This window comes from Brevundimonas sp. GW460-12-10-14-LB2, from assembly GCF_001636925.1.
Classification (GTDB): Bacteria; Pseudomonadota; Alphaproteobacteria; order Caulobacterales; family Caulobacteraceae; genus Brevundimonas; species Brevundimonas vesicularis.
Map to the genome: position 1 here is coordinate 775,714 of NZ_CP015511.1, position 23,974 is coordinate 799,687.

At 66.4% G+C, this 23,974-nt stretch carries 24 protein-coding genes; 11 read left to right on the top strand and 13 right to left on the bottom strand.

The window, feature by feature from the left end:
- The first annotated feature begins 35 nt into the window (after positions 1-35).
- Positions 36-383, top strand: coding sequence for an ArsC family reductase (locus A4249_RS03665; protein WP_066551149.1), 348 nt, complete (start codon positions 36-38; stop codon positions 381-383).
- Here A4249_RS03665 and A4249_RS03670 read toward each other — a convergent pair.
- Positions 376-1,185 (bottom strand): endonuclease/exonuclease/phosphatase family protein, encoded by an 810-nt coding sequence (locus tag A4249_RS03670; RefSeq protein ID WP_066551151.1) that lies wholly within the window; start codon positions 1,183-1,185, stop codon positions 376-378. The two genes, A4249_RS03665 and A4249_RS03670, sit on opposite strands and share 8 nt — an antisense overlap.
- Before the next feature lie 7 nt (positions 1,186-1,192).
- Entirely contained in the window at positions 1,193-1,432 is a 240-nt protein-coding gene (locus A4249_RS03675) for a DUF2188 domain-containing protein (protein WP_066551153.1), read from the bottom strand.
- 175 nt (positions 1,433-1,607) lie between these two features.
- On the opposite strand from A4249_RS03675, the gene A4249_RS03680 reads away from it, so the two are divergent.
- From A4249_RS03680 to A4249_RS03715, 8 genes are all read left to right on the top strand, one after another.
- On the top strand, positions 1,608-2,006 hold the full coding sequence (locus A4249_RS03680) for a DUF6249 domain-containing protein (protein ID WP_055808381.1): 399 nt from the start codon (positions 1,608-1,610) through the stop codon (positions 2,004-2,006).
- A 24-nt stretch (positions 2,007-2,030) separates the two neighbouring features.
- Positions 2,031-2,588, top strand: a complete 558-nt coding sequence (locus tag A4249_RS03685) for an RNA polymerase sigma factor (protein ID WP_055808384.1) — start codon at positions 2,031-2,033, stop codon at positions 2,586-2,588.
- Positions 2,578-2,994 carry a hypothetical protein gene (locus A4249_RS03690; RefSeq protein ID WP_017506107.1) on the top strand — a complete coding sequence of 139 codons (417 nt, stop codon included), beginning with the start codon at positions 2,578-2,580 and terminating at the stop codon, positions 2,992-2,994. The genes A4249_RS03685 and A4249_RS03690 overlap by 11 nt, the downstream gene beginning before the upstream one ends.
- A 69-nt stretch (positions 2,995-3,063) precedes the next feature.
- A complete protein-coding gene (panB, locus tag A4249_RS03695; RefSeq protein WP_066551154.1) occupies positions 3,064-3,900 on the top strand; it encodes a 3-methyl-2-oxobutanoate hydroxymethyltransferase in 837 nt (278 codons plus the stop codon).
- A gap of 79 nt (positions 3,901-3,979) precedes the next feature.
- Positions 3,980-4,780, top strand: a complete 801-nt coding sequence (locus A4249_RS03700; protein ID WP_066551155.1) for a tetratricopeptide repeat protein — start codon at positions 3,980-3,982, stop codon at positions 4,778-4,780.
- Positions 4,781-4,806: 26 nt separating this feature from the next.
- Positions 4,807-6,189 (top strand): PQQ-binding-like beta-propeller repeat protein, encoded by a 1,383-nt coding sequence (locus A4249_RS03705; protein ID WP_055808392.1) that lies wholly within the window; start codon positions 4,807-4,809, stop codon positions 6,187-6,189.
- Positions 6,190-6,220: 31 nt separating this feature from the next.
- Entirely contained in the window at positions 6,221-7,840 is a 1,620-nt protein-coding gene (gene der / locus A4249_RS03710) for a ribosome biogenesis GTPase Der (protein ID WP_045810560.1), read from the top strand.
- 4 nt (positions 7,841-7,844) lie between these two features.
- Positions 7,845-8,321 carry an NUDIX hydrolase gene (locus A4249_RS03715; RefSeq protein ID WP_082854045.1) on the top strand — a complete coding sequence of 159 codons (477 nt, stop codon included), beginning with the start codon at positions 7,845-7,847 and terminating at the stop codon, positions 8,319-8,321.
- Between the two features lie 3 nt (positions 8,322-8,324).
- Here A4249_RS03715 and A4249_RS03720 read toward each other — a convergent pair whose 3' ends face one another.
- From A4249_RS03720 to radA, 6 genes are all read right to left on the bottom strand, one after another.
- Entirely contained in the window at positions 8,325-9,158 is an 834-nt protein-coding gene (locus tag A4249_RS03720) for a LytR/AlgR family response regulator transcription factor (protein WP_231868764.1), read from the bottom strand.
- Positions 9,146-9,820: a hypothetical protein gene (locus A4249_RS03725; RefSeq protein ID WP_066551157.1), complete on the bottom strand. Its 675-nt coding sequence runs from the start codon at positions 9,818-9,820 to the stop codon at positions 9,146-9,148. Before A4249_RS03725 ends, A4249_RS03720 begins: the two co-directional genes overlap by 13 nt.
- Positions 9,821-9,895: 75 nt before the next feature.
- Complete coding sequence (locus A4249_RS03730; protein ID WP_066551159.1) at positions 9,896-10,648, bottom strand: SDR family NAD(P)-dependent oxidoreductase; 753 nt, start codon at positions 10,646-10,648, stop codon at positions 9,896-9,898.
- Between the two features lie 58 nt (positions 10,649-10,706).
- Positions 10,707-12,212, bottom strand: coding sequence for an amidophosphoribosyltransferase (purF, locus tag A4249_RS03735; protein ID WP_066551161.1), 1,506 nt, complete (start codon positions 12,210-12,212; stop codon positions 10,707-10,709).
- A gap of 26 nt (positions 12,213-12,238) precedes the next feature.
- Positions 12,239-12,835, bottom strand: a complete 597-nt coding sequence (locus A4249_RS03740; RefSeq protein ID WP_066551163.1) for a CvpA family protein — start codon at positions 12,833-12,835, stop codon at positions 12,239-12,241.
- A 31-nt stretch (positions 12,836-12,866) separates the two neighbouring features.
- Positions 12,867-14,237: a DNA repair protein RadA gene (gene radA / locus A4249_RS03745; protein ID WP_055754949.1), complete on the bottom strand. Its 1,371-nt coding sequence runs from the start codon at positions 14,235-14,237 to the stop codon at positions 12,867-12,869.
- A 172-nt stretch (positions 14,238-14,409) separates the two neighbouring features.
- Here radA and A4249_RS03750 point away from each other — a divergent pair, with 172 nt between their 5' ends.
- A complete protein-coding gene (locus A4249_RS03750; RefSeq protein ID WP_066551165.1) occupies positions 14,410-15,057 on the top strand; it encodes a Yip1 family protein in 648 nt (215 codons plus the stop codon).
- Here the strand turns inward: A4249_RS03750 and alr are convergent.
- Positions 15,051-16,091 (bottom strand): alanine racemase, encoded by a 1,041-nt coding sequence (gene alr, locus A4249_RS03755; RefSeq protein WP_066554756.1) that lies wholly within the window; start codon positions 16,089-16,091, stop codon positions 15,051-15,053. The two genes, A4249_RS03750 and alr, sit on opposite strands and share 7 nt — an antisense overlap.
- Before the next feature lie 198 nt (positions 16,092-16,289).
- Between alr and A4249_RS16500 the strand changes: the two genes are divergently transcribed.
- Positions 16,290-16,523 (top strand): hypothetical protein, encoded by a 234-nt coding sequence (locus A4249_RS16500; RefSeq protein ID WP_156494626.1) that lies wholly within the window; start codon positions 16,290-16,292, stop codon positions 16,521-16,523.
- Between the two features lie 48 nt (positions 16,524-16,571).
- Here the strand turns inward: A4249_RS16500 and A4249_RS03760 are convergent, their stop codons facing one another.
- The 4 genes from A4249_RS03760 to A4249_RS03775 form a co-directional block, all read right to left on the bottom strand.
- Positions 16,572-18,062: a replicative DNA helicase gene (locus A4249_RS03760; protein WP_066551169.1), complete on the bottom strand. Its 1,491-nt coding sequence runs from the start codon at positions 18,060-18,062 to the stop codon at positions 16,572-16,574.
- A gap of 111 nt (positions 18,063-18,173) precedes the next feature.
- Positions 18,174-18,539 carry a hypothetical protein gene (locus A4249_RS03765; protein ID WP_066551171.1) on the bottom strand — a complete coding sequence of 122 codons (366 nt, stop codon included), beginning with the start codon at positions 18,537-18,539 and terminating at the stop codon, positions 18,174-18,176.
- Positions 18,540-18,699: 160 nt separating this feature from the next.
- The gene (locus A4249_RS03770; RefSeq protein ID WP_066551174.1) at positions 18,700-21,123 is read right to left on the bottom strand and encodes a TonB-dependent receptor plug domain-containing protein; all 2,424 of its coding nucleotides are present in this window, start codon (positions 21,121-21,123) and stop codon (positions 18,700-18,702) included.
- Positions 21,124-21,464: 341 nt separating this feature from the next.
- Positions 21,465-23,921, bottom strand: coding sequence for a TonB-dependent receptor plug domain-containing protein (locus tag A4249_RS03775; RefSeq protein WP_066551176.1), 2,457 nt, complete (start codon positions 23,919-23,921; stop codon positions 21,465-21,467).
- Positions 23,922-23,974: the final 53 nt, after the last annotated feature.

The following is a 23,974-nucleotide window of genomic DNA, read 5'->3' on the forward strand; positions in this document are numbered from 1 at the left end:
CTGCATTCGCTTGATCCCCGACCTCCGAGAAACCCATGACCTACACCCTCTATGGCATTCCCAACTGCGACACGGTGAAGAAGGCCCGGGTCTGGCTGGAGCAGCAGGGGGTCGACTATGTCTTCCACGACTACAAGAAGGCCGGGGTGGATGCGGGGCGGCTGGGCCAGTGGATCGACGAGCACGGTTGGGAGACGGTGCTGAACCGGGCCGGGACGACATTCAGGAAACTGCCCGAAGCCGACAAGGCGGACATCGACAAGGCGAAGGCAATCGCGCTGATGACCGCTCAGCCATCGATGATCAAACGGCCGGTGCTGGATCTGGGGGATCGGCGGCTGGTGGGGTTCAAGCCCGAGGCCTACGCGGCCGCGCTTACCTGAGCCGGACGGTCGCGGCGACGCCGAAGTGGTCGGACGGGTATTCGCCGTTGGTCGGCGTATCGCCGAAGCGGCGGGCCTCGCCGGGCGTGAAGGCGGCCTGTTCGACGAAGATGTGGTCGATGACGCGCTCGGGGTGACCCTTGGCCGGGTTCAGGGTGGTCGTGACCGCGCCGCGGGGCAGGGCGCTGAAGAAGCGGGGGCCCGTCAGGGTCGCAAGGCCGGAATCCTCCTGCGTCGCATTGAAGTCGCCCATGACGATCAAGGGAGTGCCGTCCTGCGGCAGCCAGCCTAGCAGGGATGCGATCTGGCGGGCGCGGACCGGGCCGGCGTCCTGTTGCCACGCCAGATGGGTGACGACGACATCGACCGGGCGACCCTGGACGGCGACGCAAAGGCGAAGCGCGGTGCGGAAATCGTCGAGCGGCTCAAGCCTGGTCGAGGCCTCGGCCAGAACCGGCAGGCGGGTCAGCAGGGCGTTGCCATAGCGACGCGGGGCGCCCTCGGCGTCGGTCGAGACGAAGGCGACATGATAGCCGCCCAGCTCGCGCGCCAGCATCCGGGCCTGGTTCTCCAGCCCGACATTGGCGTCCTCCAGCACCTCCTGAAGGGCGATGACGTCGGCGTCCTGGGCCTTCAGAGCAGCGACCAGCAGCGGACGGCGGGCGGCCCAGTCGCCCATGTTGTGCCAGATGTTGAAGGTGATGATCTTCAGTTCGGTGGGCGTCTTAGCGTTTGGGGCCGTGGCGCAGCCTGCCAGCGGCGCGAGAGCTGCGGCGGCCAGCAGGGTGCGACGGTGGATCATCTCGGCCTCAGCCCTCGACGTCCGTCGAGGGGCGGTCGTGGCCGTCGGCGCTTTCGGTGACCCATTCGCCGGCGGCGGTCTCGTATTCGATGGCGGCGGTCTGGTCCGGCAAACGCTGCTCGCGCGCGACGCGCACGGCGGCGGCCTTGGCGTCGTCGTGGCTGGTGAAGGTTTCGGAATAGGTGTCGCCGGACTTGTAGGCCCAGCCGCCGTCATGTTCGACGATGCGATAGGTGACATGGGCCATGGGACGCGCTCCTGAGATTGATGAAACCGGACCCTAGACCGAACCGACGGCGGCCGAAACGGCGACCTTACGAAGATTTCACCTAACGCCGCGCATCCGTTGAGGCGTCGGCCAGCCTCTTGTGATCAGAAGGCCGCCGCATCAGGCTGCTGCAACGGTTCAAGGGATACTCGACATGGAAGACTTCATTCCGATCTTCGCCATCTTCGCCGTCTTCGGCACGATTACGGCCATCGTCTTCGGCCCCACCTTCCTGAAGTACCGCGAAAAGCGCGACATGCAGGAGACCGTGCGTCTCGCCGTCGACAAGGGTCAGGAGCTGCCGCCCGAACTGCTCGATGTGATGACCAAGGATGTGCAGAAGGGGCTGCCGTCGCGCAGCAAGGACATTCGCAAGGGCGTGCTCAGCCTGGCGAGCGGCATCGGCATCGCCGGGTTCGGCATCGTCGTTCAGGGCACTACGCACGTCTGGGGCGGCAATGGCCAGGGCGCGTTGCTGGGCATCGCCTGTATTCCCGCAGCCATCGGCGTCGCCTTCATCATCCTGGGCTTCTTCAACCCGAACAAAGACTGACGTCCGCCGGAAGGGGGAAACGTCATGGTCAAATCATTGAGAGACTTCCACGATGTGGAGCTGGCCGCCCAGGCGGCGGCCGGCGGTCGGCGGGAGTATGGCGAGCTGGTGCGTCGGCACGGGTCGGCGGTGCGGGGGCTGCTGCGCCGGATGGGGGCGACGCCGTCCCTGTCCGACGACGTGGCGCAGGACGCCTTTCTGCAAGGGTTCCAGCGGTGCGCGGAGTTTCGCGGGCAGGGGACGTTTGCGGGCTGGATCAAGAAGATCGCCGCGCGGCTCTATCTGAAGCGGGTGGCCAAGGAGGCGCGCTACGTCGCCGAGATCGAGGCCGACCAGGCGGATGTGGTCGTCGATCGCGGCGGTCTGATGGACCTGGACGAGGCGTTGAAGACGCTCAGCGAAACAGAGCGTGTCTGCGTCTCCCTGTGCCACGGCGCGGGGATGTCGCATCCGGAAATCGCGGCAGCCATGAATTTGCCGCTTGGCACGGTGAAATCGCATGTCAAACGTGGTCTGGATAAACTCCGTGCGCGGCTTCAGCCGGCGCACGGCTCAGGCGGGAGGTCGGTCCATGTCGGCTGACGAATTCGATCCAATGATCGAAAGGCTGTTCGCCCAGGCGCCGAGCCTGCCGGACGAGGCCCTGTTTCTGGCGACGGTCCAGGCACGCATGGAGACGCGGTCGCGCTGGCGCGCCCTGACCCTGACGGCGGCAGGACTGATCGGCGGCGTGCTGGCGGTGCGTGAGGGGGTGAACATCAACTTCACCGCCGACGGCGATACGACCTTGGCGCAAGGCCTCAGGGCCGCAGCCGCTACGGCGCAGGGCGCAGCGCAATCGGGTCTGGATGGATTGGGCCTGCAAGGTCTGGGCGTCGGGTCTCTGGATGTGATGAACGGCTCGGGCATGATGGCCTTCTGGATCGTCGCCGGGGCCCTGGTCGCCCTGATGGCGGCGGGCGTGGCGAAGCTGTCGCAGGACGTGTGAGCGCGGCTGCAAGGGTGACACCGGCGGGGCAGGGGCCTATCTGACCCCTTCACGTCAGGAGGCCCGGCGATGTCCGTCCATACCCAAGAGAGCGTCAAACGCATCACCGTGCCCGATATCGCGGGGCGCAAGGGCGGCGAGCCGATCGTCTGCCTGACGGCCTATGACGCGCCGATGGCGGCCCTGCTGGATCCGCACTGCGACGTGCTGCTGGTCGGCGACAGCCTGGGGATGGCGGTGCACGGCCTGCCCAATACCGTGGGTGTCACACTGGAGATGATGATCCTGCACGGGCAGGCCGTCATGCGCGGCGCCAAGCGGGCCATGGTGGTCGTGGATATGCCGTTCGGCTCCTACGAAGGCGGCAAGGAGGTCGCCTACGCCAACTGCGTGCGGGTGATGAAGGAGACGGGCGCCCAGGCGGTGAAGCTGGAAACGAGCATCGAAATGGCCGAGATCGTCGCCTTCCTGGTCAAGCGCGGCATTCCGGTCATGGGCCATGTCGGCTTGCGCCCCCAGGCGATCCTGGCCGAAGGCGGGTTCAAGGCCAAGGGCCGGACCGAGAGCGAGCGTGATCGGGTGCTGGCCGAGGCCAAGGCCGTCGCCGAGGCCGGCGCCTTCTGCATCGTCATTGAGGGCGTCGCCGAATCGCTGGCGCGCGAGATCACCGAGACGATCGACGCGCCCACCATCGGCATCGGCGCCTCGGCCGCCTGCGACGGCCAGGTGCTGGTGGTCAACGACATGCTGGGCATGTTCGACTGGACCCCGAAGTTCGTGCGCAAATACGCCGATCTGCGCACCGAGATCGACCGCGCCGCCTCTGCTTTCGCCAGCGATGTGAAAACCCGCCGTTTTCCTGCCGAAGTCGAGACCTACTTCTCGAAAAAGCCGGCTTCGCAGTAACGGACGACGTTGCGGGCGGGGAGCCGACCTTCTAGGGTCCGCGCCGGTTTGCATTTCGCGATTTTGGGGCGACGTTTCAGTGGTTGATGTCTTCGAGCAGGTCGAGGAGGAGCTTCGCTCCGACAAGTTGAAGCGCCTGGCCAAGACCTGGCTGCCCGTTTTCGGCGTGGTGCTGGTCGTCGCCCTGATCGGCGCCCTGGGCTGGTGGGGCTGGGACAGCCTGAACTCCAACAAGGCCGCCAAGGCCGCCGAAGCCTATGATCGCGGCATGGAGGCCCTGCGCGCCGACAAGCCGATGGACGCCCGCGCCGCCTTCGAGGAAGCGATCAAGGAAGGCAATGGCGCCTATAAGGTCCTGGCCCTGCAGCAGCAGGCCGGCCTGGCCGTCAGCGCCAACAAGTTCCAGGACGCGGTTCGCCTGTTCGACGAGGCCGCCAAGGCGTCCAGCGATCCGATCCTGTCGGACCCGCCCGCCCTGAAGGCGGCCTTCCTGGTCATGGACACCGCGCCGCTGGCCGAGATCGAAAAGCGTCTGACGCCGCTGGCCGAAGACAAGCGCCCGCTGCACGCCTTCGCCCAGGAAGCCCTGGCCCTGGCGCGCCTGCAACACGGCAAGACCAAGGAAGCGCGTGAGGCCTTCGTGCTGCTGCAACTGCGTCAGGACGTGCCGGACTCGATCCGTCAGCGCGCCCAGATCGCCGTGGAATCCATCGACGCCGGCACCGCCGCCGCCATCAAGCCCATCATCGACGCCGCCGCCAAGGCGACGCCGCCGGCCGCCGGCGCTGCGAACGCGATGACGCCCTCGGCCGCCCAGGCTGCACCGGCCCAGGCCGCACCGGCCCAAGCTGCTCCCGCCGCCGCGCCGGCCGCCCAATAGTGACGACCCCTTACAGGACGCCCCCGATGAACCGAGTTCTGAAAGTCGCGCTGATCTGCGGCGTCGCCGCAACGATGGCGTCCTGCGGCACCGTGCGCCGCAACCTGCCGTTCGGTCTGGGCGGCGGCAAGGAAGACGCCGGCGCGACCGCCTCGGCCGGCCAGCGCATCTCGGTGCTGGAGTTCGAACAGAGCCTGTCGCCGTCGGCCGCCCTGTCCGGCCGCGACTTCTTCCTGCCGGGTCCGCAGGCCGTGACGGCCTGGACGCAGCCGGGCGGCACGTCCGAGAACCTGGTCGAGCACGTCATTGCGGCGCCGAACTTCCAGATCGCGTGGAAGCGGGGCGTCGGCTCAGGATCGGCTCACGTCGGCAACGTCATGGCCCCGATCGTGGCCGCCGACGGCAAGATCTTCGTGCTGGACGGCGAATCGACCGTTTCGGCGGTTTCGGCCGACACCGGCGCGATCCTGTGGAGGGCCAACGTCAAGAACGCCGATCGTGACCGCAACGGCGGCTTCGGCGGCGGCGTCGCGGTCGGCGGCGGCAAGGTCTTCGTCTCGTCCGGCTATCGTTCGATGACGGCGCTGGACGCCAACACCGGCGCGGTGGTCTGGACCCAGCAGGTGGACGCCCCGATCCACGGCGCCCCGACCGTCTCGGGCAACAGGGTCTTCGTCGTGGACGTGGACAGCCAGCTGTTCGCCTTTGACGCCAACACCGGCGCGCAGGACTGGACCTATCGCGGCATCGCCGAGCCGGCGCGCGTCATGCGCGCCTCCAGCCCCGCCGTCAGCGGCACGACCGTCGTCGCCCCGTTCGCCTCGGGCCAGCTGGTCGCGCTGAGCGCCCTGAACGGCCAGGCGGTGTGGGAAGAGACCCTGTCGCGCACCAGCCGCACCAGCGCCCTGTCTGAGGTTCGCGACGTGGCGGGCCGTCCGGTCATCAGCCGCGGCATGGTCTATGGCGTCAGCCATTCGGGCGTGATGTCGGCGCTGGACCTGCGTTCGGGCCAGCCCAAGTGGCAACTGCCGGTGACGGGGGTGAACGCGCCTCTGCCGGTCGGCGACGCCGTCTTCGTGGTGTCCAAGTCGGGTCAACTGATCACGGCCAACCGTGACACGGGCCAGATCTATTGGACGCGTGAACTGAACGAGGGGCGCGAGCGCCGCGAGGGCGGTTTCCTGACCTTCGGCCGTCGCACCATCCGCCCGCAATGGTCGGGGCCGCTGCTGGCCTCCAACCGCCTGGTGATGGTCAACTCGTTCGGAGAGGCCGTCGCCTTCGATCCGAAGACCGGCGTGGCGCAGACGACGCTGAAGCTGGGCGCGCCAGCCTATATCGCGCCCGCCGCCTATAACGGCGCGCTCTATGTGCTGACCGACAACGGCCAACTGATCTGCATCCGCTGATTTTCAGCCCAAACTAAGCTAGAAGGCCGACATGGCTCTGAAGGTCGCCATCGTCGGCCGCCCCAATGTGGGCAAATCGACACTGTTCAACCGCCTCGTCGGCAAGCGCCTGGCGCTCGTCGACGATCGCCCCGGCGTGACCCGCGACCGGCGCTACGCCGACGGCAACATCGGCGACATGGACCTGACGCTGATCGACACGGCGGGGTACGAGGACGTCACAGACGACAGCCTGGAAGCCCGGATGCGCGAGCAGACCGAGGCCGCGCTGGACGACGCCGAACTGGTCATGTTCATGATGGACGCCCGCGAGGGCGTGACGTCGCTGGACCGGATCTTCGCGGAGCGCCTGCGCCGGGTGCACAAGCCGGTCATCCTCTTGGCCAACAAGTCCGAGAGCCGCGAGAGCGGCGGCGGCGTCGGCGAGGCGCACGCCTTGGGCTTTGGCGAACCCGTCGCCATCTCGGCCGAGCACGGCGAGGGGATGGCCGATCTGTACGCCGCCATCGTCGCGGCCTCGCAGGACATCTTCGTCGAGGAGATCGACGAGCCGGACAAGCCGATCCGCATCGCCGTCATCGGCCGGCCCAACGCCGGCAAATCGACGCTGATCAATCGTTTGATCGGCGACGATCGACTGCTGACCGGGCCGGAAGCGGGCATCACCCGCGATTCCATCTCGGTCGACTGGCAGTTCGAGGGCAAGAACATCCGCCTGGTCGATACGGCCGGGATGCGTCGCAAGGCGCGGGTGCAGGAAAAGCTGGAGAAGCTGTCGGTCGCCGACACCATCCGGGCCATAACCTTCGCCGAAGTCGTCATCCTGATGATGGACAAGGACGACGCCTTCGACACCCAAGACCTGCAACTGGCGGATCTGGTCGAGCGCGAGGGCCGCGCCCTGGTCTATGTCGCGTCGAAGTGGGATCTGGAGGACGAGCCCCAGTCCCGCATGGCCAAGCTGAAGGGCATGGCCGAGGACAAGCTGCCGCAACTGAAGGGTTCGCCCTTCGTAGCCCTGTCGTCGCACAGCGGGCGCGGCGTCGAACGGCTGATGCCGGCGGTGCTTCAGGCCTATGACACCTGGTCGGTCAAGGTGAAGACCAAGGACCTGAACACCTGGCTGTCCATGGCGACCCAGCGGCACCCGCCCCCCGCCGTGGACGGCAAGCGGATCAAACCCAAATACATCGCCCAGACCAAGGCCCGCCCGCCGACCTTCGTGCTGATGGCCAATCGCGCCGAGTCGATGCCGGAGCATTACAAGCGCTATCTGGTCAACTCGATCCGCGAGAGCTTTGACCTGCCGGGCACGCCGATCCGCCTGAACGTCAAGTCCAGCGGCGTGAACCCCTATGCCGAGGGCGGCGCCAAGTCCGGGCCCGAACGCTACAAGGGCGACGCCAAGACCGCGCCGCGCCGCGTCAAGAAGGCCGAGAAGGAAGAGGCCCTGTCCAAACTGCCCGGCAAGGCGCTGGAGCAGAAGAAGACCCGCAAGGCCCAGCCCAAGATTCTGGGCGGGCTGAAATCCAGCGCGTCGAAGAAGGCCGGTTCGTCCGTGGCGGTCCAGAAGGGCGCGCGCGGCGGCGCCCGCCAGGTGTCGCGCTCGGGCCGGATTCGCACGGGCCAAAAGGGCGGCGCCAAGAAGTGACGGCGTGAGCGAGGCCGAGAGCGCGCTTCCGGCCCGGCCCACCTCGCGTTGGCTGATGCTGGACGGGCAGGGGCGGGTGCTGCTGTTCCACTTCGTGTTTTCCGAAGGACCGCTCGCCGGCACGGCCTTCTGGGCGACGCCCGGCGGCGGGTGCGAGGCCGGCGAAACCTTCGAGGACGCCGCGCGCCGCGAACTGTTCGAAGAGACGGGGCTAGTCGTCGAAGACCCTGGCCCGCAAGTCGCTCAGGTCCGTGTCAGCTTCCGCCTGCCTGACGGTCGAATGGCGGACGTGGATCAGAGGTTCTTCCTTCTGCGCACCGACGACTTTGTTCTGTCGCCCAAGGGCTGGACGGACGAGGAGCAGAGGGTTCTGACCGAACACCGCTGGTGGAGTCTCGAAGACGTCCGCAATTCCAAGGAGACGATCTGGCCGGCTGAGTTGGCGGATATCGTCCAGGGTTTGCAGACGGTCGAGCGATGACGCTCACGTCAGCTTGCGACCCAGTTTTTTCAGCACGGCGTCGCGGTAGGTGCGGCTGACCACCAGTTCGGCGCCGCTGTTCATCGTCAGTCGCCAGGCGCCGTCGGCCAGGGGTTGAACCTGTCTGACGCGGGCCAGGTTGATCAGGCTGGAACGGTGGCTGCGGGTGAACAGGCGCGGATCCAGCCGTGCTTCCAGCGCCTGTAGCGTGTCGCGGATCAGGCCCTCCTTGCCGTCCCAGTTGACCACCAGATAGTTGCCGGCCGAGGCGAGCCACTCGATGTCGCCGACGGCAACCGAGGTGCGCGCCCGGCCCGTGGAGACCAGCAGGCGTTGGGTCTGCTCCGGCTCCAGCGTGCGAGCCTCGGTCAGGGCGGTGGTCAGGACGGCGATTCGGTCGCGAGCATCGCGGGCTCTGCGCCAATAGGCGGCGGCCAGACCGACAGCGACGACGGCGGTGTAGAGAAGCAGGACGACCGGCAGCCGGTCGATGGTCCGCGCCGACCATTCGCCGCCCTCGCCGGCATGGTTGAGGAAGCTTATGTCGGTGCGGGCGTTCATTGCGGCGATCAGGGGGACGGCCACCAGCATGACGGCGGCCAGCAAGCCTATCGCCCGCCACCCTGCGCCAGTTCGGCGGATCACCGCCCATGTCAGGCCCGCGACGGCCAGCCACGGCATGTAGGACAAGGCCGCCCAGAGGAGCGAGCCGCCAACCGATAGGTCCGCCGATCCCCGCCTGAGATACCAGGCGACTACGAGCACGGTCGCAACATAGCTATAGGCCGTGAACAGGCCGACGACCGCCGTGATGGACAGGTGCCTCAGCCGATGCACGGGGTGCAACGGCGTTTGCGGATCAGCAAGGTCGCGATCCACACCACGATCAGGCATTGGAACAGCACGGTCGGCCAGAGTTGGCTCCACGGGGCGGGCAGGGCGGTCAGGAAGTTGCCGGAAAAGGCGCTCAGGACCGCAGAATAGGCGCCCAGCATCTTTGTCAGATGCTCATAGGTCCAGAGGTCAGGTGAAAAGGGCCAGGATCTGGGCGCGCTGAATCGCCAAAGGTCCCACGCTCCCATCGTCAGGGCGCTGGCGGCCAAAGCGGCCGAGACTGTGGCGGGGCCGTCGGATCGGCCTTTGGCCAGAAGGATGAGAACCCACAGGCCGATTCCGATTACGCCCAGGGTCGCGGCCCAATCCAGCGGACGGGCCCGATCGGCGGTGTTCAGGTCGGGTCGTTTGCGTCTCAACGCCCTGACGCCCGAAAACAGGCTCAGGGTCGCGGTCGCCGACAGGACCAGGAAATAGATGTTGAACCGCAACGCTGTCATCGCCCAGGCGCAGACCAGCAGGACGGTCATCAGGCCGGCGAACAGCCGCCCCCAGAAACGATGGGCTTGGCCGCCCTTGCGGGTGACGATGGGCATGACGCCGACCAGCACGGCGCAAAGTCCGGTCGAGACGTGGATGATCAGGAAGGCTGAAAACAGGGTCATGGCCCCGGTCTTGTCGGCGCCCGCCCTCTGCCGCCACGAGCCTGGGACGAATGTCAGCCGGTAGGGACGAAATCCTCAGATCAAGGCATCGACGGAGGGGCCGGCGGTCCAATCGCGGAACTTGATGGTCAGCGGAGGCGTAGCGGCGCCGTTCGACAGTTCGACGACCAGAGGGCCGATCTCGGACGGGTGGGGCAGGACGGAGGGGTCTTCGCCTGGATAGGCCTGGGCGCGCATGGCGGTGCGCATGCGGCCGGGATCGATGATGCTGACGCGGACGGGCGTGCTCTCGATCTCGTCGGCCCAGGCCTTCACCAAGGCCTCGGCGCCGGCCTTGGTCGCGGCGTACATGCCCCAGAAGGCCTTGGGCGCGCTGGCGACGCTGGTGGTGAAATGGATGGCGCGGCCGGCGTCCGACGCGCGCAGCAGCGGCTCTAGCGAGCGGATCAGGCGATAGACGGCGGTGAAGTTGGTCTTTTCGACTTTGGCGAACTCGCGCGGGTCGGCGTGCGACACCGGCGTCAGGCCCGAAGGGCCCATGGTGGCGGCGCAGTGGACCCAGATGTCCAGCTTCTTGAACCGTTCGAAGATGGCGCCGCCGAGCCGGTCGATGGCCCCGCCGTCCACCAGATCAAACGGAATCAGGGTCGCATGGCGGCCGGTGGCGGCGAAGATGGCGTCGTCCAGCTCTTCCAGACCGCCCTGGGTGCGCGCCGTCGCAATGACGTGGGCGCCCGCTTTGGCCAGCGCCAGGGCGCTCTCATAACCGATGCCGCGCGAGGCGCCGACGACGAGGGCGATACGGTCGTTCAGGGGAAGTTCGGACATGGCCGCTGATAGCGCGGCCTCGACCCTCAAGCCAAGGCCCGCGCGCTCAGGTTTCGCCCTAGGCGCTGACCAGCAAGGACAGCTGTTTGGCGCCGAACTCGCGGCCGCCTTCTTCAATCTCGCGATCCAAGAGGCGAGTGGGGTAGTCGCCGGTAAAATAGTGGTCGGTGAACTGCGGGGCGGCGGGGTTGCGGCCGGTCTCGCCCATGGCGCGATAGAGGCCGTCGATGGACAGGAAGCCGAGCGAATCGACCTCCAGCATGTCTCGCATCTCTTCCAGCGTCTTGTTGGCGGCCAGCAGTTGGGCGCGCTCGGGCATATCGATGCCGTAGAAGTCGGGGAACAGGATCTGCGGGCTGGCCGAACGCAGGTGGACCTCGGTCGCCCCGGCGGCGCGAACGGCGCGGACCAGTTTCAGCGAGGTGGTGCCGCGCACGATGGAATCGTCGATCAGCACGACGCGCTTGCCGGCCAGGGCCGACTTGTTGGGGCTGTGCTTCATGCGCACGCCCTTTTGACGCGCGCCCTGGCTGGGCTGGATGAAGGTGCGGCCCAGATAGTGGCTACGGATGATGCCCATTTCGTAGGGGATGCCGCTTTCCTGGGCGTAGCCGAGGGCGGCCGGAACGCCGGAATCGGGCACTGGCACGACGATGTCGGCCTCGACGCCCAGTTCGCGGGCGAGGCCGCGACCCATTTCCTTGCGGACCTCATAGACGGAGCGGCCGTTCACGACCGAATCCGGGCGCGAGAAATAGACATATTCGAACAGGCAGGGACGCGCCGCGCGGGCGGGGAAGGGCTTGAGCGAGCGCAGGCCGCTGTCGTCGATGACGACGATCTCGCCGTGTTCGACATCGCGCACGAAGGTGGCGCCCATCATGTCCAGGGCGCAGGTCTCGGACGCCAGAACCCAGCCGTCGCCCAACTGGCCCAGCACCAGCGGGCGAATGCCCAGCGGGTCGCGGGCGCCGATCATCTTGGTGCGGGTCTGGGCCACCAGAGCGTAACCGCCCTCGATCCGGGCCAGGGCGTCGGTGAAGCGATCGACGATCTTGGCTTTGCGGCTGCGCGCGATCAGGTGGAGGATGACTTCGGAATCCGAGGTCGACTGGAAGATGGCGCCTTCGCTGACCAACTGGGCGTGCAGGAATTTGAAGTTGGTCAGGTTGCCGTTGTGGGCGATGGCGATGCCGCCCTGGTCCAGATCGGCGAACATCGGCTGGATGTTGCGCAGGAAGCTGCCGCCGGCGGTGGAATAGCGGGTGTGGCCCACGGCCGCGCGGCCGGGCATCCGCGTCATCAGGTCGGCGCCGCCGAAGGCCTCGCCCACCAGGCCCTGGTGGCGTTCGGTGTAGAAGCGCTCGTCCTTGACGCTGGCGATGCCGCAGGCTTCCTGGCCGCGATGCTGAAGGGCGTGAAGGCCCAGGGCGACGACGGAAGAGCCCTCGTCCTCGTCCGCGCCCCAGACACCGCAGACGCCGCATTCCAGACGGAGCTGGTCATCCTCCGGCTCGCGCCAGTGCTCGCGGTGAACGACGGGATCGGCGATATGGTGGCGCATCGTGGGGCTCCGATGACCGGGGAAACTTAAGGGGCGGCTTCGCGGCGCGAGTTAGGCTGTGATTGCGTCGGGGGCAAGGCTTCCTCGTCGGAAAAGCCCCGGCGTACGGACGAATCCACGACAGGCGTGATCGCATCGGCGCCGCGCCCGATGCTGGGCAGGACGATCTGGATCATCCGCGCGCCCATGGCGCTGACCGGATAGAGGGCCGCCTTTCCGAGCCAGACCGGGGTGCGCTCGCCTGGCAGGGCTGCGACGATGACCAGATGCACCGCGCCGATCAGGACCAGCGCACGAATGCCGCCGATGAACAGGCCGAAGATGCGGTCGATGACGCCGAGGTGCGGATGGTCCTTGGCGCTCTTGGACATCATCGAGCCGACCAGGCGCAGGCCGAAATAGACGACGAAGAAGGTCAGGACGGCGGCCAGGATCGACCCGGCCCACTCGGGATCGACGAAGGCGCGCGTGACGCCGGCGGTCCAGGGCAGGGCGATCAGGGCGACCAGGGCCGCCAAGGTCGCGCTGAGCAGCGTAATGACCTCGCGCACCCCGCCGCGCACCCAGCCGGCGGCGACGGAAAACAGGATCACCACGATGGCGAAGACGTCGTATCCGGTCACGCGTGGGGGATCCTGCGGTTGCTACGAGGGTCTAATAGCGGTTCTGCGAGATTCGTTCGACCACATCCGTCAGGCGCGTGACGGATGTCACCTTCACCCCCTTGGTCTTGGCGGTCAAAGTCGGGCTCAGAACCTGATCAAAGCCCAGTTTTTGCGCTTCGCGCAGCCGGGCCTCGGCGCGGCCGACGCTGCGGACCTCGCCCGAAAGGCCGATTTCGCCGAAGACAACGCAGCCCTGAGGCAGGGACACGCCGGTCGCCGAGCTGATCAGCGCCGCCGCCGCCGCGAGGTCCGCCGCCGGTTCGTTGATGCGTAAGCCCCCGGCGACATTCAGATAGACGTCCTGATCGCCAAATCCGAAGCCGCAGCGGGCCTCCAGCACGGCCAACACCATGGCCAGACGTCCTGTCTCCCATCCGATCACGGCGCGGCGCGGGGTGCCATAGGCGGACTTGGACACCAGGGCCTGCATCTCGACCAGGACGGGACGCGAGCCCTCGATCCCGGCGAAGACGGCGGCGCCCGGCGCGCGCTCCTTGCCCTCGCCTAGAAAGAGGGCGGAAGGGTTGGCGACCTCGCGCAGACCGGCGTCGCCCATTTCGAATACGCCGATCTCGTCGGTGGCGCCGAAGCGGTTCTTGCCGGCGCGCAGGATGCGGAACGGATAGCCGCGCTCGCCCTCGAAGGTCATGACGGCGTCGACAAGGTGTTCGACCACGCGAGGGCCGGCGACCTGGCCGTCCTTAGTGACGTGGCCGACAAGGACCACCGCGACGCCCTGCGACTTGGCCAGTCGCACCATTTCGCCGGCGCAGGCGCGGACCTGGGTGATCGAGCCGGGGCCGCTCTCGTGCACGTCGGACCACAGGGTCTGGATCGAATCGACGATGACGATGTCGAACTGTTCGCGCTTCAGTGTGCCCAGAATTTCACGCAGCGCCGTCGCGGCCGCCAGATTGACCGGCGCGTCCGCCAGACCCATCCGTTTGGCGCGGGCGCGGATCTGCTCGACGGCTTCTTCGCCCGAGATATAGGCCACGCGCGATCCGCGCAGCGCCGCCTTGGCCGCGACCTCCAGCAACAGGGTGGACTTGCCGACGCCGGGATCGCCGCTGAGCAGGATGGCCGAGCCGGGCACCACGCCGCCGCCGCAGACCCGGTCGAACTCGGCCACGCCCGTCGTGATGCGCGGCGGCTCTGGCGTGTCGGACTGAAGCGTTTCGAACTGGATGCCCCGCGTGCGGGCCGAAGCCGCCGCCGACGGCTTGATCGCACCCGGCGGAGCCGAGCGGCTTTCCTCGCTCAAGGTGTTCCACTGACCGCAGGAGCCGCATTGGCCCGACCACTTGCTGTGGACCGAGCCGCAGGACTGACAGACGTAGAGGGCGGAATCGCGAGCCATGGGCTTCCTTAGCAGATCGAACGGTCGCGCTGGACATGGCCTCGGCTCACGACAGTTTCGGTCGCAGGCGCAACCTTTGCCATACTGAAGGATTGAGAATGTGTCGCACACCCTTGCTTCTTGAAGCGACGCAACGTCAACATCCGCCCATCTTCTCTCGCCGAGGCCTGTCATGACCGATCCGACGACCCACTCCCAGCCCGCTGTCGATCCGGCCCTGGTCGCGCGGGTCAAGGGCATACTGCTGCAACCCAAGTCCGAATGGCTGAAGATCGACGGCGAGTTCGCCACGACCAAAAGCCTGTTCACCCGCTATGCGATGATCCTGGCGGCGATCGGCCCGGTCTGTTCGCTGCTCGGCGGTCAGTTGATGCCGATCATGGGCGTGAAGCTGTCGATCGTAGGCGCGATCGTCGTGGCGCTCGTCAGCTACGGCATGTCCTTGCTGGGTGTCTTTTTGCTGGGACTGATCATCAATGCACTGGCGCCGAACTTCGGCGGCACGGCCAACAAGGTTCAGGCCATGAAGTTGGCCGTCTATTCCTGGACCGCCGCCTGGCTGGCGGGGGTCTTCGGCTTGATCCCGATGCTGGGCATCCTGGCCATCCTGGGCCTCTACAGCTTCTATCTGCTGTTCGTCGGCCTGCCGATCCTGATGAAGGCGCCGGAAGACAAGAAGGTCGGCTATTTCATCGTGACGGTGATCGCCGGCGTCGTGATGTATTTCATCATCTCGGCGATCGTCGGAGCCATTTCGATGAGCTTCGTCGCCGCATCGGTCGGCATGGCCGGTCTCGCGGGAATGGGCGCCGGCTACTGAAAATAGACGCGCGGCACGCGGGGGGTGATCGAGGTCAGCAGCTCGTAGCTGATGGTCCCCGCCGCGGCCGCAGCGTCGTCCAACAGGCGGTTTGGGCCGAACAGTTCGACCGGATCGCCGACCGCGACATCCAGGCCGGAGATGTCCACCGCGCAGACATCCATCGAGACCCGACCCAGCAGCGGGCAGGTCTCGTTGGCGATCCAGACCGCGCCCTTGGGCGAATAGGATCGCAGCAATCCATCCGCATAGCCGGCGGCCACGGTCGCAACCTTGATAGGGCGTTCGGCGATATAGCCGCGCGAATAGCCGACGCTCTCGCCGGCGGGCACGTCGCGGACCTGGAGCACCTCGGCCGTCAGGGTCGCCACGGGTGCGATCCGGGGATCGGGCCGCCCCTCCGGTCCGCCGCCGTAAAGACAGATGCCCGGCCGAACGGTGTCGAAGGCGAAGTCCGGGCCCAGGAAACAGCCGCTGGAATTGGCGAACGACCGGACCACGCCCGGATAGCGGTCCAGCACGCCCGCAAAGGCGTCACGCTGGCGCCGGTTCATCGGATTGGCCGGTTCGTCGGCGCAGGCGAGGTGGGTCAGGACCAGAGCCAGGCCGTCGAACGCCTCGGGCGCGTCCTCAGGCCGAATACCCAACCGGTTCATACCGGTGTCGATCTGCAGGCCGCAGGTCCCGCCGCCCGCCGCCCTCCAGGCCTGGATCTGCGCGGGATGGTTCAGCACGGGCCGCAGGTCAGCCGCCTTCAGCATCGCCGCATCGTCGCCGTGGCAGCCGTCGAGCACATAGATGACGGGACCGTCGGCGCCCAAGGCCGCCCGCAGCCGCACGCCCTCCGCCGCCCGCGCCACGAAGAAGGTCCGCGCCCCCTCGGCCATCAGCCGCGTCGCCACAGCCTGTGCGCCCAGTCCATAGCCATCCGCCTTGACCACCGGATGCACCGGCTGGCCGCTGACGGCCTCCAGCGTGTGATAGTTGCGCGCCAGGGCGTTCAGATCGACGGAGAGGACGGCGGGGGCGGTCATGTCGCCCTTATGATCCAAGTTCGGCGTGATGGAAGAGGGAGGCGGGCGCAATCGATCACCCATCCTTCTGAAGGCTGCAATCTCACAACATAAAATTCTACCCTGGCGCGCGTTGAGTATCATTCAGGTTGTTTTGCCGAGCGATGAGCATATCGTCGGCTGGCTCAGCCAATCCGGTGAGCTTTTGGAGTCGAAGCCATGCAGAAGTTTTCGTCTGCCGCAGCGCGTCTTGCTGCGGGTTCGGTGATCGCCGCAGCAGCCTTGGTCGGTTGGTCGACCGCCGGCGCCCAGACAAGTCAACCGACGAGCTATTATCAGACCGCCCAACAATGTATTCGCGACGGCATCGCCTATTGCACGGCCACCTATCCAGTAGGTGCGGACCGCCAACAGTGCATCGCCGACATTCGCGCGGCCTGTAACGGCTCCTGACCACGAAATGTCCGTCGCTCCGCATCGGCGGGGCGGCGGACATAGGTGCTACTCGTAGCTGACCTCTTCATAGCCGTGCGCTAGGTTGCCGAAGCGGACGGTGTCGGCGTCGAAGGCCAGTTTGACGATGCCGATCGGGCCGTGGCGCTGCTTGCCGATGACGACCTCGGCCTGACCTTGCAGACGGTCCATGTCCTGCTGCCATTGCAGGTGTTCCTCGGTCCCCTCACGAGGCTCGGCCCGGCCCAGGTAGTAGCTTTCGCGATAGACGAACATCACGCAGTCGGCGTCCTGCTCGATCGAGCCGGATTCACGAAGGTCGGACAGTTGCGGGCGTTTGTCGTCGCGCTGCTCGACCTGACGCGACAGCTGCGACAGGGCGATGATCGGCACCGACAGTTCCTTGGCTAGGGCCTTCAGCCCGCCGGTGATTTCGGACACCTCCTGCACGCGGTTCTTCTGGCCGCCGCTGTTGCCGGTCGTGACCAGTTGCAGATAGTCGACGATGATCAGGTCCAGCCCATGTTCCATGCGCTTCAGGCGGCGCGCGCGGGCCGCCAGCTTGGAGATGGACAGGCCGCCGGTGGCGTCGATGTAGAGGGGGCTTTCGCCGATCTCGACCGCCGCGTCGCGCAACTTGCCGAAGTCGGTGGCGTCGATCTCGCCCTTGCGCAGCTTGTCCGAGGACACGCCTGACGCGTCGGCCAGAATACGCATCGCCAGCTGTTCGGCGCTCATTTCCAGCGAATAGAAGGCGACGACGCCGCCGTTGACCGTCTTGCGGCCCTCCGGTGTCGGCTCCCACTGATAGGCGCGCGCCACGTTGAAGGCCATGTTGGTCGCGAGCGCCGTCTTGCCCATCGACGGACGGCCGGCGAGGATCAGCAGGTCGGACGGGTGCAGGCCGCCCAGTTTGCGGTCCAGATCGTTCAGGCCGGTGGCCAGACCGGCCAGCTTTCCTTCGCGCTGATACGCTTCGGCCGCCATCTGAACGGCGCCGGACAAGGCGTTGGAGAAGCTGACGAAACCGGACGAGGGCTTGCCCGTCTCGGCCAGCGAATACAGGGTCTGTTCGGCCTGTTCGATCTGCTCGTCGGCGGGCGTCTCCGGATTGGGCGCCTCCTTGATCATGTCGCCGCCGATGCGGATCAGGTCGCGGCGCAGGGCCAGGTCATAGACGACGCGGGCGTAGTCGGGCGCGTTGGCGGCGGGCGGCGCGCGGTCGACCAGATCGGCGAGATAGCGCAGGCCCCCGAACTCCTGGAACGCCGGGTCCTGCTTGAACCGCTCCATCAGGATGGTGGGCTCGGCTAGCAAGCCTTGGCGGATATGGTCCTCGATCGCGTCGAACAGCCGCTGGTGGAAGGGTTCGTAGAAGTGCGAGCCGCGCAGCCGGTCGTTCAGCCGCTCGAAGACGGCGTTGTCGAACATCAGCGAGCCCAGCAACGCCTGCTCGGCCTCCAGATTGTGCGGCATCGAAGTGACGCCGCCGGAGTCCAGCGGAGACGACGAAAAGGGCATGGGGGCGAAGGCGTTCATCGATTAACGCTTTAGCCCTCTCACGCCCCTGCGTCAGACGCGGACGCCGCCTGGACCGTGGACAGATCGTCCCGCCTTGGGGACGAACCGAAATTCCTTAATCGGCGGGGGTCAGGAGCAGGGATAGTCGTGCGCCATCCATTCGCGGAAGGCCTGGGTCACGCTGATGTTGCGACGGCTCTGCGGAATGGCGTTGAAACGGCTCAGGATGGCGTTGGGCGAGACGCTGACCTTGTCGGGCATGCAGGTCGCGGGCTGACGGCCGGCGGCCTTGTCCTGGTTCTGTTCGGCGCGCACGGTGCGAACGGCGGTGCGGAACTCGGCCATCAGGCGACGGGTGTCCGAGCGCAGCAGGGCGGTGGGATTCTGAGGAATGGCGTTGGCGGTCGTCAGGAATTCCTGAACCGTCATGGCGTTGGCCGCGCCGGCGAAAAGCGTCAGCGCCAAGACGCCGGCTGCGATCGATCTGGTCTTCATCTGGTCCCCTCCAAAGCCCCCTCTGGCAGCGCCCAGGTTGAACGGCGATATGTGTCGCAACTGGGGCAAAGCGGAACGGTCAAGCTGAAGATTTCGTAATGCGAACAAGGAAAAGGGCGCTCTGAGGAGCGCCCTTGCCCGGCTGGCGTTCAGCCCGACCTCACCATTTCAGGCTGAGGCGCGCATAGCCGTAGCGGCCGTTGAAACCGAAGGGCGAATAGTAGGGGAAGCCCAGAACGCCGTTGGAGTTCAGCGACGCCGGGACGAAGTCCGGATATTCATCGAACACATTGTCCACGCCGATCGCCACGCCCACGCGCTCGGTCAATTGGAACCGGCCTTCCAGATCCACGACCGTCTTGGCCCCGGTGCTGTAGTCGTTCGCCGCCGTCGAGCCGGGTTGCAGCACGTCTCCATAGTAGGTGGCGCGAACCGTGGCGCCCCACCTGTCCCGGCTCCAGTCCGCCGACGCCGAGACCTTGGTGTCGGGCGTGCCGTCTTCGATGGTCAGGATGCGTTGGCGCGCGAACAGGGTCGGGACCGGGTTCAGAACCGAGGAGGACGTCGGCACGCGGTTGACAGACACATCGTTGAAGTTCGCCGCGACGGTGAAGTCGAAATCGCCGAGCGTATCGGTCGGAAGGCGATAGCGTCCAACGATGTCCACGCCTTCGGTCGAGGTCGAGACCCCGTTCAGGAAGAAGCGCGCGGCCTGGACGCCTTGCGGATCCAGCAGGCTGGCGACCTGGCCCGAGAACGTCCGGTTGATCAGCTCCGACAGCACGATCTGGTCTTCGATGTCGATCTTGTATGCGTCGACCGTCAGGTCGAACCGGCCCAGACGCACCACGGCGCCCACCGAGTAGTTGGTCGAGGTCTCAGCCTTCAGCGGACGCGCGCCAAGAGCCGTCGCGACCGCGCTGGTGGCCGGGAATGTGCCGGTTTCGACGACGGCGCCGTTCTGGATCACCGAGGCGGTGGAGGTGAAATACGACTGCTGCAACGACGGCGCGCGGAAGGCGGTCGAGACCGAACCGCGCAGGGCGAAGCTGGGTGTGAAGTCATAGCGGGCCGACAGCTTGCCCGTCTGGGTGTCGCCGAAATCGGAGTAGTCCTCGAACCGAACGGCGCCCTCGACACGCAGCTTGTCAGTCAGGGGGATTTCAATGTCGGCATAGGCGGCGAAGTTGTCGCGATCAACATCGACGGCGTTCGAGGGCTGGAAGCCGACGAAGCCCTGGGCGCCGCCGGTCAGGGCGGTGTTGGCGCCCAACGGCCCGCGGTTGTAGCTTTCAGGCTGGCCGGCCTCGATCTTGTAGTTTTCCCAGCGCTGCTCCAGGCCCCAGGCGAAGTTCAGCGGGCCGCCGGACAGACCGACCTCGAACTCACGGGTGAAGTCGGCGCCCAGCACCAGTTGATCGTAGATCAGGCTGCCGGAATCGAAGCTGCTCGGCGAAGTCGCGCCGTAGGTGGAGTTCAGCGAATCCTCGGTGCGGAAGTCCAGGGCGTTGCGGCCATAGGTCAGGCTGATGTCCGTGTTCCAGCCCGCCAGTTCGCCGCGCAGGCCGCCGGCCAGTGAAGCGTCTTTCGAATTGATGGCGACCTTCGGCAGGAAGCCGTTCGGGTAGATCGAGGCGACATTGTTGACGTTGTCGGACAGGCGAGGGAAGGCGGCGCCTTCGCTGTCACGGTCCTGATAGCCGGCCCAGCCATAGGCCTCCCAGCCGTTGCCCAGCCCCTTGCCGGCGTTGGCGAAGACAGTCCACTGCTCCACATCCGGGTCGCCGAACCGGGCGGTGATCGCGCCGTTCGCCGCCGCGCGGGGGTCATAGTCCGAACGGTTGGTCGACTCGCGGTTCAGATACTCCGCCGACAGGGTCAGAAAGCCGTCGTCGCCCAACGAAAAGCCCTGCCAGGCCGAGGCCGTGACGGTGCCGCCGTCGGTCTCGTCGCGTTCGCCGCGCGCGGTCTTCACCGTGGTGAAATACTGGCCGTAGGTCACGCTGGCGCCGCCGCCGCTGGAGGCCTCCTTCAGGCGCAGGTTCACCACCCCGGCGATGGCGTCCGAGCCGTACTGGGCCGAGGCGCCGTCACGCAGCACCTCCACCCGGTCCAGAGCGCCGGTCGGAATGGTGTTCAAGTCGACGGCGGCCGACCCGCGCCCCACCACGCCGTTGACGTTGACCAGGGCCGAGGCATGGCGACGCGTTCCGTTGACCAGCACCAGCGTCTGGTCCGGCGACAGGCCGCGCAAGGTGATCGGGCGGATCGAGTCCGAGCCATCGTTGGCGGACGGCCGCTGGAAGGTCAGCGACGGCACGGCCTGGGCCAGGGCCGTGGCGAACTCGGTCGTGCCGCGCGTCTGCAACGCCTCGGACGTCACGACATCGACGGGCGCCAGGGTGTCGAGACGCGAGCGGTTCTGGACCCGCGTGCCGGTCACGACAATGTCGTCCACCTGCGCCGCCTCATCGGCGACGGGTTCGGCGTTTTGAGCAAAGGCCGGGGCGGCGCTCAGCAGGGCGAAGGTCGAAACGGTTGCGAGCAGGGCCGGTGCGGCGGCCCGTTGGGAAAGAGAGCGCATTGAGAGATTTCCTAAAGTCTGTTTTTGGCGCGAGCGCGCATCGCCGCCGCTGACCGCGACGGGCTTTTTATGATCGGCTTGGGATTGGGTATGGCGTGCGGTCTCAGCCGCAACATCGCGCGACGACGCGCCGAACAGCCTCTGAATCTGACAATATCATTATCACCATCTCCGACCGCAGGGCGGGGAGGCCCAGCGGTCATGGCGATATCAGGGCGAAGATGCGGCGGGTCAATCGACGCAGGCGGCCATGTTTTATTGCGGCAGTCAGTAGGAAATCTATTGACACGCAAAATGGGGCGCTCCGAAGAACGCCCCATTCGAGTGGGATATCAGTTGGCTTAGAAGTTGTAGCTCAGACGGCCGTAGAAGAAGCGGCCGTTGAAGCCGTAAGGCGAGTAGCTCGGGTAGCCCACCGAACCGGTCGCGCCGTTGATGTTGGTCGGCGTGGCGGTTGGATATTCATCGGTCAGGTTGTTCACGCCGACAGCGAGCGACACGCCGAACGGTAGGGTGTAGCGGCCCTCCAGATCCACCAGCAGCGCGTCGCCCGTTTCGTAGTCCAGGGTAGCGTTGTTGTTGGCGACCAGAACGCTGTCGTAGCTGGTGCCCTTCAAGGTCGCACCGAAGTCGCCCAGCGACCAGTCCACGCTGGCGACAATCTTCTGTTCCGGCGTGCCTTGCTCAAACGACAGTTTGGAAGAGCGGTCGAAGAGGAAGGCGTCGGACGGGGCAATGGCGAGGTTGCTGGGAACCGCTGGCGTCTTGGTCACTTCGGTGGAGTTGAAGTTGCCCGCCAGTGTGAAATCGAACCGCCCGAAATCCTGCTGCGTCCGATAGCGCGCCACGACATCGACGCCGCTGGTCGAGGTGTCCACACCGTTAAGGAAGAACCGCGCGCCGGTCACGCCGAACGGAGCGAGCAGAGCCTGAATGGCAGCCGTGGATTGCGCCGTCTGGCTGGGCCGCGACACGCCGAGCGTCTCGGAATAGATGATCCGGTCAGCGACATCGATGCGGTAGGTGTCCACCGTCAGTTCGAAGCCTTCATGTCGGAAGACCGCGCCGAGCGAGTAGTTGGTCGAGGTCTCGGGCTCCAGCGGCTTTGAGCCCAGGGCGATCGCGATAGGATCGTCGACCCGGTACGAGCCGTTCTGCTGCAGCACCACGCCGCCCGCTGTGGCGACAAGGTTGGTGGCGATGTAGCTGAAGTACTGTTGCTGAAGGGCTGGCGATTTGAAGCCAGTCGATATGGCGCCACGCAGGGCGAAGGCCTCGGTGAAGTCGTAGCGTCCCGAAATCTTGCCCGTGAACTGATCGCCGAAATCGGAATAGTCCTCGTAGCGCCCGGCCAGACCGACACTGAACTGCTCGGAGAATTTGCCCTCCAGGTCGATGTAAGCGCTGATGTTGTTGCGATCGACATCGACCGCATTGGATGGCGCAAAGCCAGGGAAGCCCTGCGATCCGGCGCCGCCGGCCGTGACGGGGCCCTTGTTGTAGGATGTCGGCTCGCCTGCGGTGACGTTGAAGTCCTCGCGTCGGTATTCGACTCCGAAGGCGACGTTGAGCGGTTCATACAGGTTCGCTTCGATCTGTTTGACCGCATCCACGCCGATGGTCAGTTGACCGTAGCTGAGGCCGCCGGCGTCGAACTGGGTCTGAGACGCGGCGCCATAGGAGGCGTTCAAGGAGTTCAAGACGCGATAGTCCAACTCGTTTCGGCCGTACCCGACCGAGATATCCCAGTCGAAGCCGGCGGCGGGGCCTTTCAGGCCGCCGTATATATTGTAGTCGTCGATGTCGGCGGCGATGATTGGCAGGAAGCCATTGGGATAGATGGCGGTGACGTTGTTTGAGTTGTTGAAGGCGCGGGCGGTCGCCGCAGCCTCGGACTTGCGCTTCTGATAGCCGCCGAAGGCGTAGGCTTCCCATTCGCCGCCAAGCGGTTTTCCGGCGTTGAAATAGCCGGTGTAGGCTTCGGTATAGGGATCGCCGAAGCGACCGATGACTGTGGTCGCACTGCCTCCGTTGACGGCGGTGGTCGCGGCGTAGTCGGAGCGATTGGTGGGCTGGCGTTTCTGGACTTCGCCCGAAAGGGTCAGGAAGCCGTCGCCAAACAGGGGCAGGCCGACCCAGCCGGCGAGCGAGGTCTGTTCGCCGTCGCGGCGGCTGTGCTCGCCGCGCGCGGTCGTGAAGTCGGTGTCGTAGATGCCGTAGTTGGCGGTGATGCCGCCGCCGCTCGACGCCTGGCGCAGACGCAGATTGATGACGCCGGCGATGGCGTCGGCGCCATATTGCGCCGAAGCGCCGTCACGCAGGACTTCGACCGAGCCAAGGCTGATCGACGGAATCGTATTCAGGTCGAAGGCTGTGGAGCCACGGCCAAGCGCGCCGTTGACGTTCACCAGGGCGCCGACATGGCCGCGCTGACCGTTGATCAGGACAAGGGTCTGGTCAGGAGCCAGACCGCGCAGGGTTGCCGGACGAACGTGATCCGAGCCGTCGGAAATGGCGGGACGAGGGAAGTTGATGGACGGGGCGGTGGCGGCGAGGGCGGCGGCCAATTCTGTGCCGGTGCCCTGTTTCGCCAGAGTTTCGCCGGTGATGACATCGACGGGCGCGACGCTGTCGAGCCGGCTGCGCCCAACGGTGCGCGTGCCGGTGACGACGATCTCATCGACATCGGTGGCTTCACTTGGCGGAGGGGTTGTCTGGGCGAACGCCGATGAGGCGATGAAGAGCGCGCTGGTGGAGGCAAAGGCCAATAGGGCCTGACGACCGTATCCGATTTTCATTGATAGTCCCCGACGATGCACGACAGCCCTCTGTGTCGGCGCTCGGCAGGCCG

What these genes read in the sequence shown, in the direction of transcription:
- A4249_RS03665 (WP_066551149.1), top strand. Translation starts at nt 36, where the DNA reads ATGACCTACACCCTCTATGGCATTCCCAACTGCGACACGGTGAAGAAG.
- A4249_RS03670 (WP_066551151.1), bottom strand. Translation starts at nt 1,185, where the DNA reads ATGATCCACCGTCGCACCCTGCTGGCCGCCGCAGCTCTCGCGCCGCTG.
- A4249_RS03675 (WP_066551153.1), bottom strand. Translation starts at nt 1,432, where the DNA reads ATGGCCCATGTCACCTATCGCATCGTCGAACATGACGGCGGCTGGGCC.
- A4249_RS03680 (WP_055808381.1), top strand. Translation starts at nt 1,608, where the DNA reads ATGGAAGACTTCATTCCGATCTTCGCCATCTTCGCCGTCTTCGGCACG.
- A4249_RS03685 (WP_055808384.1), top strand. Translation starts at nt 2,031, where the DNA reads ATGGTCAAATCATTGAGAGACTTCCACGATGTGGAGCTGGCCGCCCAG.
- A4249_RS03690 (WP_017506107.1), top strand. Translation starts at nt 2,578, where the DNA reads ATGTCGGCTGACGAATTCGATCCAATGATCGAAAGGCTGTTCGCCCAG.
- panB (WP_066551154.1), top strand. Translation starts at nt 3,064, where the DNA reads ATGTCCGTCCATACCCAAGAGAGCGTCAAACGCATCACCGTGCCCGAT.
- A4249_RS03705 (WP_055808392.1), top strand. Translation starts at nt 4,807, where the DNA reads ATGAACCGAGTTCTGAAAGTCGCGCTGATCTGCGGCGTCGCCGCAACG.
- der (WP_045810560.1), top strand. Translation starts at nt 6,221, where the DNA reads ATGGCTCTGAAGGTCGCCATCGTCGGCCGCCCCAATGTGGGCAAATCG.
- A4249_RS03725 (WP_066551157.1), bottom strand. Translation starts at nt 9,820, where the DNA reads ATGACCCTGTTTTCAGCCTTCCTGATCATCCACGTCTCGACCGGACTT.
- A4249_RS03730 (WP_066551159.1), bottom strand. Translation starts at nt 10,648, where the DNA reads ATGTCCGAACTTCCCCTGAACGACCGTATCGCCCTCGTCGTCGGCGCC.
- purF (WP_066551161.1), bottom strand. Translation starts at nt 12,212, where the DNA reads ATGCGCCACCATATCGCCGATCCCGTCGTTCACCGCGAGCACTGGCGC.
- radA (WP_055754949.1), bottom strand. Translation starts at nt 14,237, where the DNA reads ATGGCTCGCGATTCCGCCCTCTACGTCTGTCAGTCCTGCGGCTCGGTC.
- A4249_RS03750 (WP_066551165.1), top strand. Translation starts at nt 14,410, where the DNA reads ATGACCGATCCGACGACCCACTCCCAGCCCGCTGTCGATCCGGCCCTG.
- alr (WP_066554756.1), bottom strand. Translation starts at nt 16,091, where the DNA reads ATGACCGCCCCCGCCGTCCTCTCCGTCGATCTGAACGCCCTGGCGCGC.
- A4249_RS16500 (WP_156494626.1), top strand. Translation starts at nt 16,290, where the DNA reads ATGCAGAAGTTTTCGTCTGCCGCAGCGCGTCTTGCTGCGGGTTCGGTG.
- A4249_RS03760 (WP_066551169.1), bottom strand. Translation starts at nt 18,062, where the DNA reads ATGAACGCCTTCGCCCCCATGCCCTTTTCGTCGTCTCCGCTGGACTCC.
- A4249_RS03765 (WP_066551171.1), bottom strand. Translation starts at nt 18,539, where the DNA reads ATGAAGACCAGATCGATCGCAGCCGGCGTCTTGGCGCTGACGCTTTTC.
- A4249_RS03770 (WP_066551174.1), bottom strand. Translation starts at nt 21,123, where the DNA reads ATGCGCTCTCTTTCCCAACGGGCCGCCGCACCGGCCCTGCTCGCAACC.
- A4249_RS03775 (WP_066551176.1), bottom strand. Translation starts at nt 23,921, where the DNA reads ATGAAAATCGGATACGGTCGTCAGGCCCTATTGGCCTTTGCCTCCACC.